This is a genomic window from Vibrio sp. 779(2023) (assembly GCF_033344285.1).
Classification (GTDB): domain Bacteria; phylum Pseudomonadota; class Gammaproteobacteria; order Enterobacterales; family Vibrionaceae; genus Vibrio; species Vibrio alginolyticus.
The window spans coordinates 182,613-200,399 of sequence record NZ_JAWPOM010000009.1; the positions used below are offsets into that span (position 1 = coordinate 182,613).

Consider the following 17,787-nt stretch of genomic DNA (forward strand, 5'->3'; position numbering starts at 1 on the left):
AAGCGCTATATAATCTTAATTTACTTAGAAGACTTAGGTACGAACGAACCTGCTTCCATACGAGGCGGGAATTCTTTGAATGTACCCATCACCTCTTTCACTGTATCCATTGCTGGCATCATTAAGAATGAACGCTCGTACATCCAACGAGAATAACCCATGCCTTGATCGCCTCGTTCAAATGGATCAATGCTCAAGTCAAAGATCAGTGGCACACGAAGTTTAGTGAACGGCTTACGCCATACATCCATACCCGTTTCATTCTCTTGAATCATAAAGTGGAACTTGTACTTTCCTTGGCGCAATGCCACAAGATCGCCGTCGTCGCTCCAGTAAACGAACTCATTTCGTGCGGATTTGTCTGACTTACCCGTTAAATATGGCAGTTGGTTGTAACCGTCTAGGTGAACTTTGTAGTCCATATCGCCAACTTTTTTGCCTTTTAGCAGTTCGTCTTTAACTTTGGTATCACCTGCCGCAGCAACTAGTGTCGGGAAAAAGTCCTCTAATGACATCATGCCGTTGAATGTTTTACCTGCCTCAATTTTTCCAGGCCATTTAATCAACATTGGCACACGGAAACTCCCTTCCCAGCCAGTGTTTTTCTCTGAGCGGAACGGTGTCATCCCTGCATCCGGCCACAAATCAACCATAGGGCCGTTGTCAGTGGTGTAAACAATGATTGTATTGTCATCCACACCTAACTCTTTGATCTTGTTAAGTAGCTGACCGATTTGGTCATCGTGCTGCTTAACACCATCCGCGTAGAAACCGGCACCTGTTTTACCTTGGTATTCTTCAGGAACATGTGTGAAGTTGTGCATGCGAGTGGTGTTAAACCAAGTAAAGAACGGCTTGTCCGCTTTTACTTGCTTTTCTATGAAGCTCTCTGCGGCATCAAGAAACTCACCATCAACATTTTCCATACGCTTACGCGTTAGTGGACCGGTATCTTCGATTTTGCCGTCAGCGTAAGAATGGATAACGCCACGAGGGCCAAATTTCTTCTTGAACTCCGGATCTTTAGGGTAATCCACGTTCTCTGGCTCTTCTTCTGCGTTCAAGTGGTATAGGTTGCCGAAGAATTCATCAAAACCGTGGTTGGTAGGAAGATGCTCGTCTCGGTCACCTAAATGGTTCTTACCAAATTGTCCGGTTGCGTAACCCATTTGTTTAAGCACGGTTGCAATCGTCGGATCTTTTTCCGAGATACCTTCCGGAGCGCCTGGTAAGCCCACTTTTGATAGACCTGTACGTTTTGGCATTTGACCAGTGATGAATGCAGAACGGCCTGCTGTCGAGCTTTGCTGTGCGTAGAAGTTAGTGAACTTCGCACCTTCTTTAGCAATGCTATCGATGTTTGGCGTGTTGTACGCCATCATGCCTTGGTTATAGGTACTAAGGTTCCAGTAACCAACATCATCACCAAAGATGACAAGAATGTTGGGTTTGTCCGCTGCATGTGCAACTGCAGATGCAGCGCCCAAAGCTAACGTACATGCGTTAAGTACGAGTTTTTTACTGCTCGTTTTGGTCGCATTTTTCATATTATCTCCAAGAGTTCGCTAGTGCGTAAAAAACGGTATTCGCTTTTCAATACCATTGTTGATATAAGATAAAGCACTAATTTCAGGCGATAAATGCAGTCAAAATTAGTTAACCTATAAATTAAATTTATGAGTGACGTTATGGACTTGAATTTGATCCAAACTTTTCTTGTTGTTGCGGAGTTTCAATCTTATACAAAAGCCGCGGAACAATTAGGGCTTACACAACCTGCTGTGAGCGCTGCAATAAAGCGTTTAGAGCAAGTCGTAGATAAGCAATTATTCGTTAAAAAAGGACGAGGTATCGCACTAACCTCCACCGCTTATCAATTACTGCCGCAATTCCAGCAAGCGGTTAGTATTATTGACAATGCGATATCTGATAGAAATCATTTTGAAGTGTGTTGTTCGGAAATTTTGTTGCACATTATGGACCCGATAAAGAACACTATTTTTTATGAATCACCACCCGAAAAATTCCTATTATTTGAGCTGTTAAGACAACAAAAAGTCGATCTAGTAATCGATACGGTGATCACGAAAGATGCAGCGTTTATTATTGAAGATGCCTATGAGGAAGAAGCCGTGGTTATCTGTCGTGAGAACCATCCCCGTGTACACGGCACGCTCACAAAAGAGCAATTTTATGAGGAAACTCACTGTTTATTTTCAGGAAAATGGAACAACATGTCGGGGTTCGAGCAACTAGCAAAGGAAACAATTCAAGAAAGAAAAGTCGACTTGATCACATCTTCGCTAGCGGGCATGGCGCTGTATGTCGCCCAAAGAGACAGTTTAGGGATCGTTTCTCAATCTTTTGCAAACAAGTGGAGCAAAGCGCTCAAACTTCAAATTTTGCCCTGCCCCATTTCGATACGCTCTATCCCTTACAAGTTCGTTTACCATAAGCGAGAGGTAAACAACCCAGCCCACATCGCTCTACGTGAAAAAATCAAAGCCAACTTAACGGCAGCCCACTACGAACCAATTTGTTTATAACTCTTGTCAATTGAAGCGTTAGGCGTTTTCGTCATCAAGCTTTCTACAAACCTGAATAGATAGAATTTTACAGATAAAAAAGAGGCTCACGTTAATGAGCCTCTCTCTATATGTGATACTTCACTTAGCTTTTCCTACTTATTTGGGTTCTCTTTTAGTTTCTCCATCACTTGATCGAGCGAGAAGCTTGCTGCTTTTTGCCTTGGTGGGAACTCTTTAAACGTTTCAAGGAATCTGCCTACGTAAGCTTGCGCAGGAACAAGCATGTAAGCACGGTCTAGCATCCAATCGTAGTAAGTGTTAGAAGTGATATCAGCCACTTCGTAAGGATCCATACGCAAGTTGAAGATCTTAGGAACACGAAGTGTGGTGAATGGTTCAGCCCAAATACGCAACGTGCCTTTTGCTCGTTGCTCCATAAAGACCAGCTTCCATTTGTTATAGCGAAGTGCAGTTAAGTCTCCATCATCTGAGAAGTAAAAAATTTCTTCTCGTGGGGCCTTATCCTCTTTACCAGTCAAATATGGTAGGAAGTTATAGCCGTCTAGGTGAACTTTGAATTTCTTACCATTCGCACTATAACCTTTGAGCAATTTCTCTTTGATATTGTCATCACCCGCGGCAGCAACAAACGTTGGCATCCAGTCCATGTGATGCATGATATCATTCGAAACAGAGCCAGCTTTAATTTTACCTGGCCAACGTACCATCGCAGGAACTCGGTACGCACCTTCCCAGTTGGTATTTTTCTCTCCACGGAATGGCGTTGTACCTGCATCTGGCCACGAGTTCATGTGTGGGCCATTATCGGTGGAGTAAAAGACGATTGTGTTGTCTTTAATACCCAAATCATCCACTTTTTTCAGTAGCTGACCTACATGGTTATCATGCTCGACCATACCATCTGCATACTCGCTGATACCTGTTTTTCCAGAGTTCTCTTCTTTCACATGAGTACGGAAGTGCATACGAGTTGCGTTCCACCAGACAAAGAAAGGTTTTTCAGCCTTGACGGCACGATCCATAAAGTCGAGTGCCGCATCTAACGTCTCTTCATCCACGGTTTCCATGCGCTTGCGAGTTAGAGGCCCTGTATCTTCAATTTTGCCATCAGCGTACGAACGGATAACGCCGCGCGGACCGAACTTTTTACGAAACTCAGGATCTTTAGGATAATCGACGTTTTCTGGCTCCTCCTCGGCGTTCAAGTGATAAAGGTTGCCAAAAAATTCATCGAAGCCGTGATTAGTAGGAAGGTGCTCATCTTTATCACCTAAGTGGTTTTTACCAAATTGCCCTGTCATATAGCCCATCGGCTTCAGCATTTCGGCAATGGTTGCGTCCTCTTCCTTCAAGCCAAGATCAGCACCTGGAAGCCCCACTTTACTCAAACCTGTTCTAAGAACGGTTTGGCCCGTAATGAAAGTAGAACGGCCCGCTGTACAAGATTGCTCACCGTAATAGTCAGTGAACATCATGCCTTCTTTGGCGATACTGTCTATATTTGGTGTTTTGTACCCCATCAAGCCAAACGTGTAAGCACTGAGATTGGACTGGCCAATATCATCACCCCAAATGACGAGAATATTTGGTTTCTCTGCTGCGATACTGCTACTTGTCGCACCGATTAAAGCGGCGGCAAGAATCGCTAATCGGCGTTTAACGCCATATTTCGCTGTCATATAAACCTCTGTGTGTATTAGAAAAGTGCTTCCTGCAACAGAATGTATAGTTCACAAATAGCGGATAAGCGAATTTACTAAATGAGAATTCTTTCTATCTTTGCCTAACATTACACCGTTGTTTGTAGCTAATACGCACTCCAATAGCACTTTAGTTCAGAGCGCCATCGCACCATTCATCACTACTGTTAATCTCAAATATTAAGATTGTCTACGCATATCACAGTGCCCATAAAGTACCTGATTGCTTTTATATAAATATTAATGATAATACGTTTTACTACCATTAATAATTAAGGTGCCCGCGTGCTTGACTCCAAGGTTTCAAATGGAAAAACTTACCAATGCCAACACAACGGCGTTCACCATAATGATGAGGAGCTATTACTAGATAAGCGCACTCACTCTGTGGTACTCAATTACTTGCCAAACAAGAAATCTGTTCAGTTAACAAGCATTCAATTTAAGCTGCTGCAAACTCTCACTCACCATCAAGATCAAGTACTTAGTAAGCCTTTTCTTTACGAAACAGTACTAAAACGTGAATTTACTGAACATGATCGAGCACTCGATATGCACATGAGCAGAATGAGAAAGCGTCTAGTTCACGAAGGCGTTCCGACAGACAGAATTCAGACAGTCCACCGCCAGGGCTACATTTTCAAGCGCTCAGACAATCAACAGAAAAATTAACGCTAATTGACCCAACTTTTGGTAATTGACCGCTTATTTTGCTTTAATTAATGCAAATTCTAATCACGTAAAATAACTCAATGAATTTGCGCTTAATTTTTACACTTTGCATTGCTACTTTGTTTGCCGGCTGTGCAACCTATGCTGGTCTTAACTATGATCAACTGTTTGGTCCACAGCTCGTGCGTGAACGCACTGTTGACGTGGAAACCCCTCAAGCAAACTTCTTCCAAAGCGAAGTTAAACCCATTATGGATAACCGCTGTGTCGTCTGCCACGCGTGCTACGATGCACCATGTCAGCTTAAGCTCTCTTCTGTTGAGGGCATTGACCGTGGTGCGAGTAAAGCACTGGTATATGAAGGAACAAGACTCACAGCCGCAGCACCAACACGCTTATTCGAAGATGCAGAAACAACCCAAGAGTGGCGCGATGCGGGTTTTCATCCGGTTCTCAACGAACGTGATCAAAGCATGGCAGCCAACATTGACGCAGGCCTTATCGCACGTTTGCTACAGCAAAAAGAGCGCCACCCATTGCCTGACCAAGTCCAGTTAGAAGGCTTTGACTTTTCGATAGACCGAGAGCAAACCTGTCCAACGATTGAAGAATACGAGCAATACGAAAAGGATAACCCAACCTGGGGCATGCCTTTTGGTATGCCAAATCTATCAAACAGTGAATACCACACACTCATGACTTGGTTGGAAAACGGCGCAATAATGAACGTTCACCAACCTGTTAGTGAGAATGAGCAAGCGCAAATAGATAAGTACGAAGCATTACTTAACCACTCTGATTTGAAAAATCAGCTGATGGCTAGGTATATATATGAGCATTTGTTTTTATCTCATCTCTACTTTTCGGAACTCGATGAAGATCCCCGATTCTTCACGCTCGTCCGCTCTGCTACACCACCAGGACAGCCCGTAAAACGTATTTCAACGCGTCGCCCGTATGATGATCCAGGGGTTGAACGCGTGTTTTATCGAATTATTCCAGAGCAAGGGACCATAGTAGATAAAACTCACATGCCATTCGCGTTAAACAAGCAACGCATAGAGAACTGGAAAACTTGGTTTATTGATGCTGATTACATGGTTAGTCAGCTACCGAGTTATGAACCAGAAGTTGCTGCAAACCCGATGACATCATTCATCGACCTTCCAGTGAAGTCGCGCTTTAAGTTCATGCTAGATAATGCACAAAATACAATAATGGCATACATCAAAGGCCCAGTTTGTCGTGGCCAACTGGCATTGAATGTTATCAATGATCGCTTTTGGGTGTTTTTCCTTGATCCAGATAAAGCAGACATCCCAGAAGTAAATGAGTTTTACCGATCTCAGGCTGATAACCTAAAACTACCGGCAGAACAAGAAAGTAACACGCTACCTGTTACCAACTGGGTCAAGTACGCGCGCCAGCAAGCTCGCTACCTAGAGGCTAAATCTGAGTTCACTAATAACTGGTTTAAAGAAGGTGAAAACCTATCCACCGATGTAATTTGGGACGGTAATGGCACCAACCATAATGCGGCATTAACGATATTCCGCCATTTTGATAGTGCTTCTGTTGTTCAAGGGTTAGTTGGTGAGCAGCCTAAAACAGTGTGGATTCTTGACTACGCGTTACTAGAGCGTATCCACTATTTGCTTGTTGCTGGGTTTGACGTTTACGGTAACTTCGGCCATCAGCTCATGACACGAATGTTTATGGATTTCTTACGTCTAGAAGGCGAAAGTAACTTTATTTCGTTGTTACCCGCCGATATGCGCCATGAACTTCAATCTAGCTGGTATAAAGATCAAAGCCCGCAGTTGAGTGACTTTTTACAACGAAATGTGAAGCCGTTTAACCAACCAACCAGCGTTCAGTATAAGAGTGACGATCCAAAAACGGAGTTGGTAGAGTTCTTGAGAGAACATGTCTCAGATGTGCTTCTGCCTCGCTACGAAATTCAAGACACGGCTCTTTCTGCGCGTAGTGAAAAGCAACTAAAACGTATTGACCACGTTCGTGGTGAAGGCCTGAAAACCGTTCCGCAAATCACTATGCTTATGGTGAGAAGTCAATCAGGGGAAGATGAACTGTTCACCTTACTTCACAACAATGCACACACAAACATCTCTAGCTTGTTTGATGAAGAAAGTAACCGTGACTTTGCTAACGATGATATGACCATTGTACGCGGCGTTGTGGGAAGCTACCCTGCGGCATTTTTCTCGATCAACGAAAACCAAGTAAAAGATTTTGTCGATCAATTTAGTGCCATCCAAAACGAGTCCGATTACGTTAAGTTATTGGATAATTTTGCGATTCGTAGAAGCTCAGAAAAATTCTGGTCATTTAGCGATCGTTTACATAATTGGTACCGTACAAAACAACCGATCGAATTTGGATTACTTGACTATAATCGTTTTGAGAATCGATGATGATTTAAGGGGGTTCTCATGGGTATCCGAGATAACATTGCCGCTCTTGAACAACAGATTTACGTTGCTTGTTCTGAGGGAGACTACGAAACGGTCAATATGCTTGAGCATCAACTCGAATACTTGCGTGGCAAAGTGGAACATCCTTTTGATGATGACCCTTATGCCCTAGACACTCGATTCGAGTGGGAAGATGACATGACCGAATAGAAAAAACCTCCGGAAAGCCGGAGGTTTTTTTATTTTCAATGCTCGATGGATTACTTCGCCATTAACTCATCCAGAGCTTGAATTGATGCAGACACTTGAGAAACTAAATCATCTTTAGTCGCATTATAGGTATCTAAAGGTTGAGCCGCGGCTTCAATTGCTTGGCAAGCGTTCATTAATTCAGTTAGTCCTAAACTTCCCGCGCTGCCCTTTAATTTATGGGCAAGATTCTTTACTTCTTTACTATCATTGTCCTCAGCAGACGCTTGCAGCTTGCTTAATACATCGGTGCTGGTGGCTCTAAACAGATTAATAATGTGCAACATCTTATCTCTGCCCAAGATTTTCATATCGGACTCAATCACGCTCGGATTAATGATAACCACATCGGGTTCCTTTGTTTTAGGTGCTTGAACGACCTTTAATTGTAGCTCTTGTTCTTGAGACGATATTTGATCAAACGGGGTACAGTCGGCATTTTGTGGCAACAACAACGGCTTTCCGTCTAGCGCATCCTGAATCAATGCCGCGAGTGCCTCTTTTGCCAATGGCTTAGGCAAGTATCCGTCAAAACCAGCGGCTAGATAGCGCTCAACTTCTTCCGCAAAAACGTGCGCAGACACTGCAATCATTGGCGTGACGGCAAGCGCTTTATTGGCCGGCTTATCACACTCAATCCGCTTTAAGCGTTGGATCAACTCAGTTCCATCACAATCAGGGAGGTTGATGTCGACTAAAGCGATATCAAAATCCTGTGTGCTGATCAGTTGCTCTGCTTGTGAGCCGTTTTCTGCCATCACGACTTGATGCCCCATGCTTTCTAGAAAGCCTTCCGCGACCACTCGGTTGACCTCATTATCTTCTACCAGCAAGACCTTTGCTTTCACTTTGCAACGTGCGGTTGCCACGGTTCCTGTTTCAACAGGTTCGCTTTCCTCTAACGGAATAGAGAACCAGAATCGGCTACCATTTCCCTCTTCGGAATCGACTTCTAAAACACCGCCCATCGCTTCAATGATTCGCTTACTGATGGCAAGTCCAAGCCCCGTACCTCCAGTTTGGCTCATCCCACCTTCAGCTTGCGTGAAGGCATCAAACAACGTTCTCTGGTATTTTTTGGCAATTCCTATTCCAGTGTCTGATACTTCAAACAGGACTTGCGACTCGTCCTCAGGGTTCAGGCTAACGTAGATATCAATTTCTCCTTCGTCAGTGAACTTAATCGCGTTACCAACAAGATTGTTCAGCACCTGACTGATTCTGGTGACATCCCCTTTCCAGTAGCGACTAACATCACTTTCAATATGGTAGGAGAACAGCAGCTTCTTCTCTTGTGCTCGACTGTTCATTAACTGGAAAGTGTCCTCCACCATTTGGTGTAAATCGAAGCCCATGTGACGAATTTCTAAATGCCCCGCTTCAATCTTGGAGTAATCCAGTACATCATTAAGGATCGCGAGCAACGTTTTACCACTACGATTAATGATTTCCGCATAGCGTTTTTGAATTGGGTTGAGGCCTGAGTCAATCAGCAAGCGTGCTGTCCCCAACACTCCGTTCATTGGCGTTCTTATCTCATGGCTCATCGTCGCCAAGAATGCCGATTTTGCTCGGCTCGCTTGCTCTGCTTGCTTGCGAGCTTTAGCGTGATTCAAAACCTCTTCATTCAAACGGCGGTTAGCTTGTTTTAACTGCGAAGTGCGCTGCTCAACAAGCTCTTCTAAATGCTCTTTATGTTCCTCAAGCTCTCGCTTGGCTTGAGCTTCACCCTCAGCTACCACTTTTAGTGCTTGCGCGGTATTACGAGCCGTGATGATGGCCTGCCCCATATGCGCCAACTCATCTTTGCCTTTCACTTCCAACTCAACCGCTAAGTTACCCTGCGCCACAGAAAGCAACGCAGCGGAATATTCAGCTAACCGCTTCACAACAGAAAGGTACACCACACGCCATAAAATCAGCACCAATACAATCAAACCAACAATTGAAATAACGGTTAGAGACCACTGAGCGAATTTCAGTGTGCTGGTCAATTGGTCTACAGCGACGGTAGTGGTTTTGTTTGAATCATCAACCAATTTGTTGACCGTGCCATTAAGCTCTGAGAACAACTCTAATGTCTTTTGCATCAGTTGTTGTGACTGTTCGTTATTCTCGTATTGCTGCATCAGTATAGAAAATACGACCTGACGCTTGCCGAGCTCTATGAGCAGTTGGCTCATTTGCTTAGAGCGCGTAGGATCTTCCACAGCGAGTACACGGCGTTGCATGATTTTGAGGTTGCTATCGAAATCACTTTGAACCTGTTGAATTCGCTCAATATTCGTTAATGTCCGAGCCTCTTCAATCTGATTCAACATTTTAAAGGCCAACAAGTGCAGTTCATGCAATCGCTCAGTCAGATCAAGATCGACCTCCACCAGTGCATCTAGCGCCTGATAAACTTGCGATTTTTTATTCGATTCTAATAAGTCATAAATATGCGTGACGTTAGCAACAGCAATGGTGCTTGTATTCTGAACTTGCGTACGAGTTAGTTGTTCTAGCTCTTCACTGAGCAGACGCATTTCTTCAACACGAGTATCTATCTCTTTTGCAAGCCACAGCTTTTTTTCAACCGAAACACCGAGTTCTGCCAAATTGTCGATAACGTTCTGGACGTTATTCTCTAAAGCTTCTAACAATTGAGAATCGAACGACTCACTCCCGAGCTCCTTGATGTGAGTGAGTAAAGACTCGAGCTGTTCGAACAGCACTCGCCCTGACTCCTTTCTTTCCTGCTCGTTTCTTGCGTTCGACAACATTTGTACAGACGAAATAATACGAGTACTCAACTCAGAGACTTGTCTCGCCTCAATCATGGCGGGAATCGCAGAATCCACGACATTTCTTTCGGTTTTGGCAACCAAAGAAAATCCAGACACACCAATAAGTGCCGATAACATGACCAGTATTGCCATCGCAATGAAAGACAACAAAAGTTTACGACCGATGCTTGCAGTTGCTAGCAGCATATTTTCATGACCTTAATGTTCGTGTTCAGCGACATATTACGTTATATTTTGCAGTGTTTACTTAATCTATGCCAACGAACTTCATTTCATGGTTAAAAATCAACACGCATTTCGCACATTTTTCAAACATTCTGCAGCCACTTTAACCCTCGTTGCTTCTTTGCCAGCGGTTGCCGCAGAGAAAATATGTGCAATATACCCTCACCTAAAGGATTCATACTGGTTGTCAGTAAACTATGGAATGGTGTCGGAAGCGAAAAGAGAAGGTGTCGAGCTACGAGTCCTTGAAGCGGGCGGCTACCCAAACAAAACCCGTCAAGAACAACAACTCGCACTGTGTAACCAATGGGGAGCAGATGCGGTTATCCTTGGGACCGTGGACCCACAGGCTTACGAGCATTCACTTAAAAATTGGGTGGGGAATACTCCCGTTTTTGCTACTGTGAACCAACTCGACTTGGATGAAGAACAAAGTGAGTTGCTAAAAGGGACTGTCGGTGTTGACTGGCATTGGATGGGATACGAAGCGGGTCAATATTTGGCAGCTCGCCATCCAAAGGGGTCAGGAAAAACCAACATTGCCTTACTTTTGGGGCCGCGAACTCGTGGTGGTACGAAACCCGTTACTGCCGGATTTTATGAAGCGATACAAGGAAGTGATATCAACATTGTTGACTCATTTTGGGCAGACAACGACAAGGAGTTACAACGTAACCTAGTTCAACGTGTGATCGATATGGGAAATATAGATTACATTGTTGGCAGTGCAGTGGCGATTGAAGCGGCCATCAGTGAGCTGCGCAGTGCCGGCAAAGCTGAGGAGATCGGTTTAGTTTCTGTGTACTTAAGTCATGGTGTATATCGAGGCCTGTTACGTAACAAAGTACTCTTCGCACCAACAGATAAAATGGTGCAGCAAGGTCGGCTTTCCGTGATGCAAGCAACGTATTACTTAAGAGGTGAAGCTTATGACAAACATGCCTCACCAACCATCAAACCACTGACTCCGAAGACGCTTCATGACGACACGATCGAAGAATCGTTATCTCCGTCAGAATATAGGCCGACATTCCGTGTTAAGGCTGTTGATTGAAAGACCAAAAACGTGTTCTATTGAGCCACAACAATTTTAAAATCATACAAACGGAAACATCTTGATGCAAAAAACCATTCGTACCATGCCAACCCATAAACATGTGGCTTTGGTTGCTCACGACAACTGCAAACCTGAGCTACTTCGCTGGGTAAAAGAAAACAAAGAAAAGCTACAGAGTCACTTCCTTTACGCAACTGGCACGACAGGACACATGCTGAGTAAAGAAACTGGACTTGCGATCAAGAGCATGATCAGTGGTCCGATGGGCGGTGATCAACAACTAGGCGCTCTCATTTCAGAAGGCAAAATCGACGTTCTCGTTTTCTTTTGGGATCCACTGAATGCCGTACCTCACGACCCAGATGTTAAAGCGCTTCTTCGTATTGCTAGTGTTTGGAATATTCCTGTAGCAACGAACCGAGCCACCGCTAAGTTCCTGTTTAACTCCCCTCTTCTTGAGCAAGAAGTAGACATCGAAGTACCGGATTACGAAGCCTATCTTGCTGAGCGCATGTAAGCTTTGATGCCAACCAAATAAAGCAAGGGCGATACCAAGTATCGCCCTTGCTGTTTTTAACATTCTAAACGTTGCATTTAACGGGAAGTCACTATGGGATAGTCACCATTAACGAGCTCTTGAACGAATGCAGATCCCGCACCAGTATGCGTGATCCAAACCTTCTCTTTCGCACGTGTAATCGCCACGTAAAATAGCCTGCGCTCTTCTGCGTAAGGGAATTTGTCTTTGGACTCCGTCAACGCACCATCAATGTGAATTTGCTTCTTCTTAGCGGGGAATTGCCCCTCATCCACAGAAAGAATAATCACAAAGTCAGCTTCGCGTCCTTTACTCGCATGGCAAGTCATAAAGCGAATATCGAGATTAGGGAAACGTCGCAACCAATCGTCGAACAAATCGGGCTTATGATAATGGTTACGTCCTAGCAATAAAACTGACTTGGTTTGCTTGGCTTGTTGATTCAAGTGATCCAAGATCTTTTCCACTTGATTGCTCGGCGCGGTATGTACGCTCTTCTGCTTGCGTTGTTTGTGGCTGTTTAGTGTTTTCGGCAACTGCGATGGGTTTTGCTGCACGAATGTATTCGCTACATCACCAATCTGATTGTTGAAACGATAAGTTGTATCTAAGTGATGAACGGTAGAGTGAGCAAAGCGTTCTTTAAAGCCAGTGATAAGATCGACATCCGCTCCTGCAAACTGATAGATCGCTTGCCAATCGTCGCCAACAGCAAATAACGTGGCACCTGCTTGTTTCTGAGTGGATTCACACAGTGCTTCAATCAATGCCAGACGATCTGGAGAGATATCTTGATACTCATCGACCATAATAAAGCGCCATGGCGAGACAAACTTCCCTTTATTCACATAATCTGTCGCACGACTGATCATGGTTGGGAAATCCACTTGGTTGCTTTCTTTAAGCATTTTCTGCCACGCTGTAAAACATGGCCAGCATAAGGCGAGTTCACTATTTAAACGCGTATAGTCTTGGTGGTTTACGAGCTTTTCTTGTACTTGCTTTTTGGTCAACCCTACCGACGCTAAATGAGACAGCTGCGAATCTAGCCAAGCGATCAGTTTTGGATTTTCTGAATGGCTTCCTAACTCATCATCCCCTTTTAGGTACGCAATCGGCCATTTGTCTAAATGTTTTTGCCAACGTTTAAAGTTGGTGGGTGTCATCCAATGTTTTTTCAACCAGTCTACACACCATGCTGTTCGTTGATTTTCGTCCAACGCTAAAGGACTAATTTCGACAGGTTGCTGTTCGACTTGTTTAAGAATATACAAACCCAACTGATGGAATGTGTTTACGCGCACACCGTCTGCCGCCATGCCCACTTTATCTACTAAGCGTTCTTTCATTTCAGTCGCCGCATCACGACCGAACGCTAACATGAGAAGCTCTTCTGCTTGAGCTTGATGGCTTTGCAACAAATAGGCAACTCGTGCGGTTAAAACGCTGGTTTTGCCCGAGCCGGCCCCAGCAAGAACTAAGTTGTGGTCGTCGTTGAGTAATACCGCATATTGCTGGGATAAATTCAAAGGAGAGGATTCAATTTGATTAAACAGCACTTCCCAATTTGGACGTTCTGCTTCTAGCCAATCGCGATTACGCTCACCAAGCGCCTCAGAGGTATCAATGAGCCAAGGCTCTATTTGCGACATACGATTCGGCATTCGCATTTTGGCTTCTTCTAGGGTGGTTTTCATCTCGCTTAACTCTTGGTTAAGACTTTCAACCCAGGAGACCACTTGAGAATGCGATAAGTAAGCAGGCAAGTGCTTTAGTTTGTAAAGCTCTTCTTCCCACTTAGGTAGATACTCAGCCAGTTTTCGGCACTGAGTGTTGTGCCACTCTTGATATTGACGAACGGCCTCAAGCGCGAACTTTCGGCATTGTGGCCACGGTAAACCTTGGACTAGCCAGCTTTGTTGTTTGCCTTCGTGTTCATGAGCAAAAAACTGTAAAGAGCTCCATAATAACCCACGCTTTACGCTAACTTTGCCATTCCAGATCGTAAAAGGAATATGTTCTTCACTGCCTATCGAGCTTAATAAAACACTGTTCTCTTTTATTTCGACCTGATGGTACTCATTTTGAATAAAAAACTGTGCTTTGCTAGTGGCAGTAAGCTGCATGAAACGTGCGCCTTTTAGTTTAGAAGTTGTCGATTTATATCATTTTAAGGCGCTAAATTGTAGCAACGGCGAGCACCTAAGTAAGCTTCTTCTTCTATTCTTTAATAAAATTCACATTACTGTCGATTTAATAACCTAAAGCTGAGGTTATTTGAAGCTGGCTTTACAATCCTCAACACATGACCTGGCAGCTTTAATATAAGTCAATGACATCTCTGCTGATTTTATCAGCAACCACGAATTTTTCTTAAAGTAAATCATAAACGCGCTATAGTGGGTCTGGTAGTATTCCCCCTGTTCTTCATCGGAAACATAAGGCGCACTGTGCAAGCAACTTCTAAATTTCGGCTATATTGGGCAAACAAGACGATAAATTACAGCGTTCTTATCCTCATTACCTTACTGGGTGTGGTTATCCCAACTTGGTACTTCGAGCAAAACACGCTGATAACGCCATTAATATTAGGCGTTATTGCTGCTGCTTTGGCTGAAAGTGATGACAGTTTCACTGGACGCATCAAGGCTCTGATTCTCACCTTTCTCTGTTTTGCGCTTGCTGCTTTTTCAATTGAAATCTTGTTCGATACCCCTTGGGCTTTTGCGTTGGGATTATTTATCTCAACCTTCGGCTTCATCATTCTTGGGGCGATAGGTCCTAAGTACGCGAGTATTGCTTTTGGTTCGTTGCTGATCGCTATTTATACTATGCTTGGCGCACATGAAAGCACCAACATTTGGTTTCAGCCACTACTGCTTTTAACTGGTGCCGCCTGGTATTACTTCATGTCCATGATTTGGCAGATATTTTGGCCTCTTCAACCGGTGCAACAAAGCTTAGCCAATGTGTTCTTCCAAATGGCGAATTATCTTGATGCGAAAGCCAAGCTTTTTCACCCTGTGACCAACTTGACGCCACAACCGCTACGGATTGAAGCTGCAAAATGCAATGCTGCCACGGTTACGGCACTAAACGCTTGTAAAACCACATTACTTAACCGATCGAAACGGGGTCACATTGATGGGCCTAGTGACCGATTTTTAAATATTTATTTCATCGCTCAAGACATTCACGAACGCGTCAGTTCTAGCCATTATCGCTATCAGGATTTAGCGACCGAATTTGAACGTTCTGATGTGCTGTTTCGTTTTAAATATCTTTTGGAGTCTCAAGCCCAAGCGTGTCGTGATATTGCACTAGCCATTCAGCTAGGAAATGAATACTCCCATACCGATCAATCTATTCTGGCATTAGCTGAAGTACAGAACTCTCTTGCTTATCTAGAAGAACAAAAGCAAGGGCACTGGAAACGTCTGCTGATGCAGTTAACATATTTATTCAACAACTTAGCGACGGTAGAAAAACAACTTAATAACATTAACAACCCAGATGTCGAAGGCCTAGAAGAAGATACCCTCGCCGATACCAACCCACACACGCTAAAAGCGATGTGGCAGCGTATATCAGCAAATTTACACAAAGATTCGATGCTGTTTCGGCATGCATTACGTATGTCAATTGCCTTAACGATTGGCTATGGAATCATTCAAATATTCAACATCGACCGAGGTTACTGGATACTCTTAACCACTTTATTCGTATGCCAACCGAACTACAGTGCCACTCGCCAAAAATTGACGGCGCGAGTAATAGGTACATTAGCTGGTTTGTTGATTGGTGTACCATTGCTGACTTTTTTCCCTTCTCAAGAAAGCCAGTTAGTATTTATCGTTATCTCTGGTGTGATGTTTTTCGCCTTCCGGATGAACAACTATGGGTACGCGACTGGTTTTATTACACTGCTCGTCCTCTTCTTATTTAATCAACTAGGTGAAGGTTACGCAGTTGTCCTTCCTCGACTAGCAGATACCCTCATCGGGTGTGTACTTGCAGTAGGAGCTGTATTAGTTATTTTGCCCGACTGGCAGTCGAGAAGGCTTCACAAAGTTATGTCGGATGCGATAGAGGCAAACAAGCAGTATCTCGATCAGATCATTGGTCAGTATAGAATCGGCAAGAAAGACAATTTGAGTTACCGTATCGCTCGCCGCCAAGCCCACAATAATGATGCCTCACTCTCTTCTGCGATTAGTACGATGCTGGCGGAGCCTGGCAAATATCGCGCAGCTGTTGATGAAAGTTTTCGCTTCCTAACGTTAAATCACGCAATGTTGAACTATATTTCTGCATTAGGCGCGCACAGAACTCGCATCGAAGATGAGTCAATTCATAAACTCGTTTTAGATGCTCACCGTTGTATTCATCAGCATCTGGATGTACTTCATAAACAGCTTCACCAGCATTGTGAGGAGTGTGACCTATCTAATATTGATGATGCTGGACTCGAGCAACGCTTAAACGAATGGCGCGATGAAGACGACAGCTCTGCCCGCATGGTATTGCAGCAACTTCATCTTATCTATCGCATGCTCCCAGAGCTTCATTCACTTGCTAGTAAGTTTGCCGTCAGGGTAAGTTAGTAACATTCAAACCATATGTAAGAGGGAAGCGCTATATCGCTTCCCTTTTTCTTTTTACGCTTCCATCTACCCCAAAGTGGGTAATTATGTACCTTCTTAGGAAAAATCTGACGTATCACTTAACACACCTTGACAATATTCGGACAAAAAGCAATCGATCAAATTCTAATCTATTTTGGTTGAATAAATATGTTGTATCCAAAGGATGAAGAATTTCGGGCAACGACGGATAAACCGAATCACGACGAAGGTATTGAGATGAACGCACAACAATTTAATGAACTTAAACAAAAGCTCAGTGATTTAACGGCAAGTCAGTTAAAGTCATTACAAGGTGAGATCAGCGTGAAACTAAATAAAGCGCAAAAACCGGTTCTATCTGGTGAAGAAAGAGAAATGCTTGCCAAACTGTTTGCCTAATCAAGTCATTGATATAAAACACTTGAACGTTTTATAAACTCCACCTATGCTCTCACTATCATAATGTTGGGAGTAGTGATATGCCTGTATCGGGAATTCAATCTGGACACCACATCGTTCAGATGTCACAACAAATGGCCGAGAAAGCTGCACATGGCATTAGCAATAATGTAAGTAAGGTAAAAGAAGAGCTTTCTGATCACAACATCGATTTAGCTGCGGTTTCGGATGTCGCAATAACAGCCTCAACACCTAGCCTTCCCTCTCAAAAAGTTGAATCTCTCATCAACCTCGCACAAGCCGCTGGTTATAACCGAGTTGGCGCGTCTGTCATAGAGAAAAACAATGAAATCATTGGCAGCTTGCTAGACATCCACGTTTAGGCGATTTAACGTCAAATTATCGCTATTTTCATTTCCAACTATCACTATAACGTCGTAACAAGATACCCCCTTTGTTTCGTTCTTGCTTTCTATTTCGATTCAAATATCTCCTGTTTAAAATCAAGCGTTCCCGAAAAAAATGGGCGGCTTATCAGAGCCGCCCATT

At 43.8% G+C, this 17,787-nt stretch carries 13 protein-coding genes; 9 read left to right on the plus strand and 4 right to left on the minus strand.

All coding sequences use genetic code 11. The features are described from left to right. Window positions 1-20 precede the first annotated feature (20 nt). A complete protein-coding gene (locus tag R8O70_RS13685; protein ID WP_017635363.1) occupies window positions 21-1,547 on the minus strand; it encodes an arylsulfatase in 1,527 nt (508 codons plus the stop codon). A gap of 141 nt (window positions 1,548-1,688) precedes the next feature. On the opposite strand from R8O70_RS13685, the gene R8O70_RS13690 reads away from it, so the two are divergent. After that, window positions 1,689-2,546, plus strand: coding sequence for a LysR family transcriptional regulator (locus R8O70_RS13690; protein ID WP_005376559.1), 858 nt, complete (start codon window positions 1,689-1,691; stop codon window positions 2,544-2,546). A 134-nt stretch (window positions 2,547-2,680) separates the two neighbouring features. Here R8O70_RS13690 and R8O70_RS13695 read toward each other — a convergent pair whose 3' ends face one another. Continuing rightward, window positions 2,681-4,228: an arylsulfatase gene (locus R8O70_RS13695; protein WP_005376560.1), complete on the minus strand. Its 1,548-nt coding sequence runs from the start codon at window positions 4,226-4,228 to the stop codon at window positions 2,681-2,683. A gap of 306 nt (window positions 4,229-4,534) precedes the next feature. Here R8O70_RS13695 and R8O70_RS13700 point away from each other — a divergent pair, with 306 nt between their 5' ends. The 3 genes from R8O70_RS13700 to R8O70_RS13710 all read left to right on the plus strand — a co-directional run bounded on the left by R8O70_RS13700 (window position 4,535) and on the right by R8O70_RS13710 (window position 7,566). Next, on the plus strand, window positions 4,535-4,921 hold the full coding sequence (locus tag R8O70_RS13700; protein ID WP_053349174.1) for a winged helix-turn-helix domain-containing protein: 387 nt from the start codon (window positions 4,535-4,537) through the stop codon (window positions 4,919-4,921). A gap of 80 nt (window positions 4,922-5,001) precedes the next feature. Beyond that, window positions 5,002-7,356, plus strand: coding sequence for a fatty acid cis/trans isomerase (locus R8O70_RS13705; RefSeq protein ID WP_195723036.1), 2,355 nt, complete (start codon window positions 5,002-5,004; stop codon window positions 7,354-7,356). Window positions 7,357-7,374: 18 nt separating this feature from the next. Beyond that, entirely contained in the window at window positions 7,375-7,566 is a 192-nt protein-coding gene (locus tag R8O70_RS13710) for a hypothetical protein (protein ID WP_005376565.1), read from the plus strand. A gap of 50 nt (window positions 7,567-7,616) precedes the next feature. On the opposite strand, the gene torS is transcribed toward R8O70_RS13710, so the two are convergent. Then, window positions 7,617-10,580, minus strand: a complete 2,964-nt coding sequence (torS, locus tag R8O70_RS13715; protein WP_154204304.1) for a TMAO reductase system sensor histidine kinase/response regulator TorS — start codon at window positions 10,578-10,580, stop codon at window positions 7,617-7,619. Window positions 10,581-10,623: 43 nt separating this feature from the next. Between torS and torT the strand changes: the two genes are divergently transcribed. Together torT and R8O70_RS13725 are read left to right on the plus strand one after the other, a co-directional pair. Beyond that, the gene (gene torT, locus R8O70_RS13720) at window positions 10,624-11,673 is read left to right on the plus strand and encodes a TMAO reductase system periplasmic protein TorT (protein ID WP_258473774.1); all 1,050 of its coding nucleotides are present in this window, start codon (window positions 10,624-10,626) and stop codon (window positions 11,671-11,673) included. Window positions 11,674-11,737: 64 nt separating this feature from the next. Next, window positions 11,738-12,193 (plus strand): methylglyoxal synthase, encoded by a 456-nt coding sequence (locus R8O70_RS13725; protein ID WP_005376571.1) that lies wholly within the window; start codon window positions 11,738-11,740, stop codon window positions 12,191-12,193. 77 nt (window positions 12,194-12,270) lie between these two features. On the opposite strand, the gene helD is transcribed toward R8O70_RS13725, so the two are convergent. Further along, on the minus strand, window positions 12,271-14,340 hold the full coding sequence (helD, locus tag R8O70_RS13730) for a DNA helicase IV (protein ID WP_213965467.1): 2,070 nt from the start codon (window positions 14,338-14,340) through the stop codon (window positions 12,271-12,273). Window positions 14,341-14,664: 324 nt separating this feature from the next. Here helD and yccS point away from each other — a divergent pair, with 324 nt between their 5' ends. The 3 genes from yccS (at window position 14,665) to R8O70_RS13745 (ending at window position 17,621) form a co-directional block, all read left to right on the plus strand. After that, complete coding sequence (gene yccS, locus R8O70_RS13735; protein WP_005376573.1) at window positions 14,665-16,818, plus strand: YccS family putative transporter; 2,154 nt, start codon at window positions 14,665-14,667, stop codon at window positions 16,816-16,818. 189 nt (window positions 16,819-17,007) lie between these two features. Continuing rightward, window positions 17,008-17,238 (plus strand): hypothetical protein, encoded by a 231-nt coding sequence (locus tag R8O70_RS13740; protein ID WP_005376575.1) that lies wholly within the window; start codon window positions 17,008-17,010, stop codon window positions 17,236-17,238. 80 nt (window positions 17,239-17,318) lie between these two features. Continuing rightward, a complete protein-coding gene (locus tag R8O70_RS13745) occupies window positions 17,319-17,621 on the plus strand; it encodes a hypothetical protein (protein WP_054730279.1) in 303 nt (100 codons plus the stop codon). Window positions 17,622-17,787 lie beyond the last annotated feature (166 nt).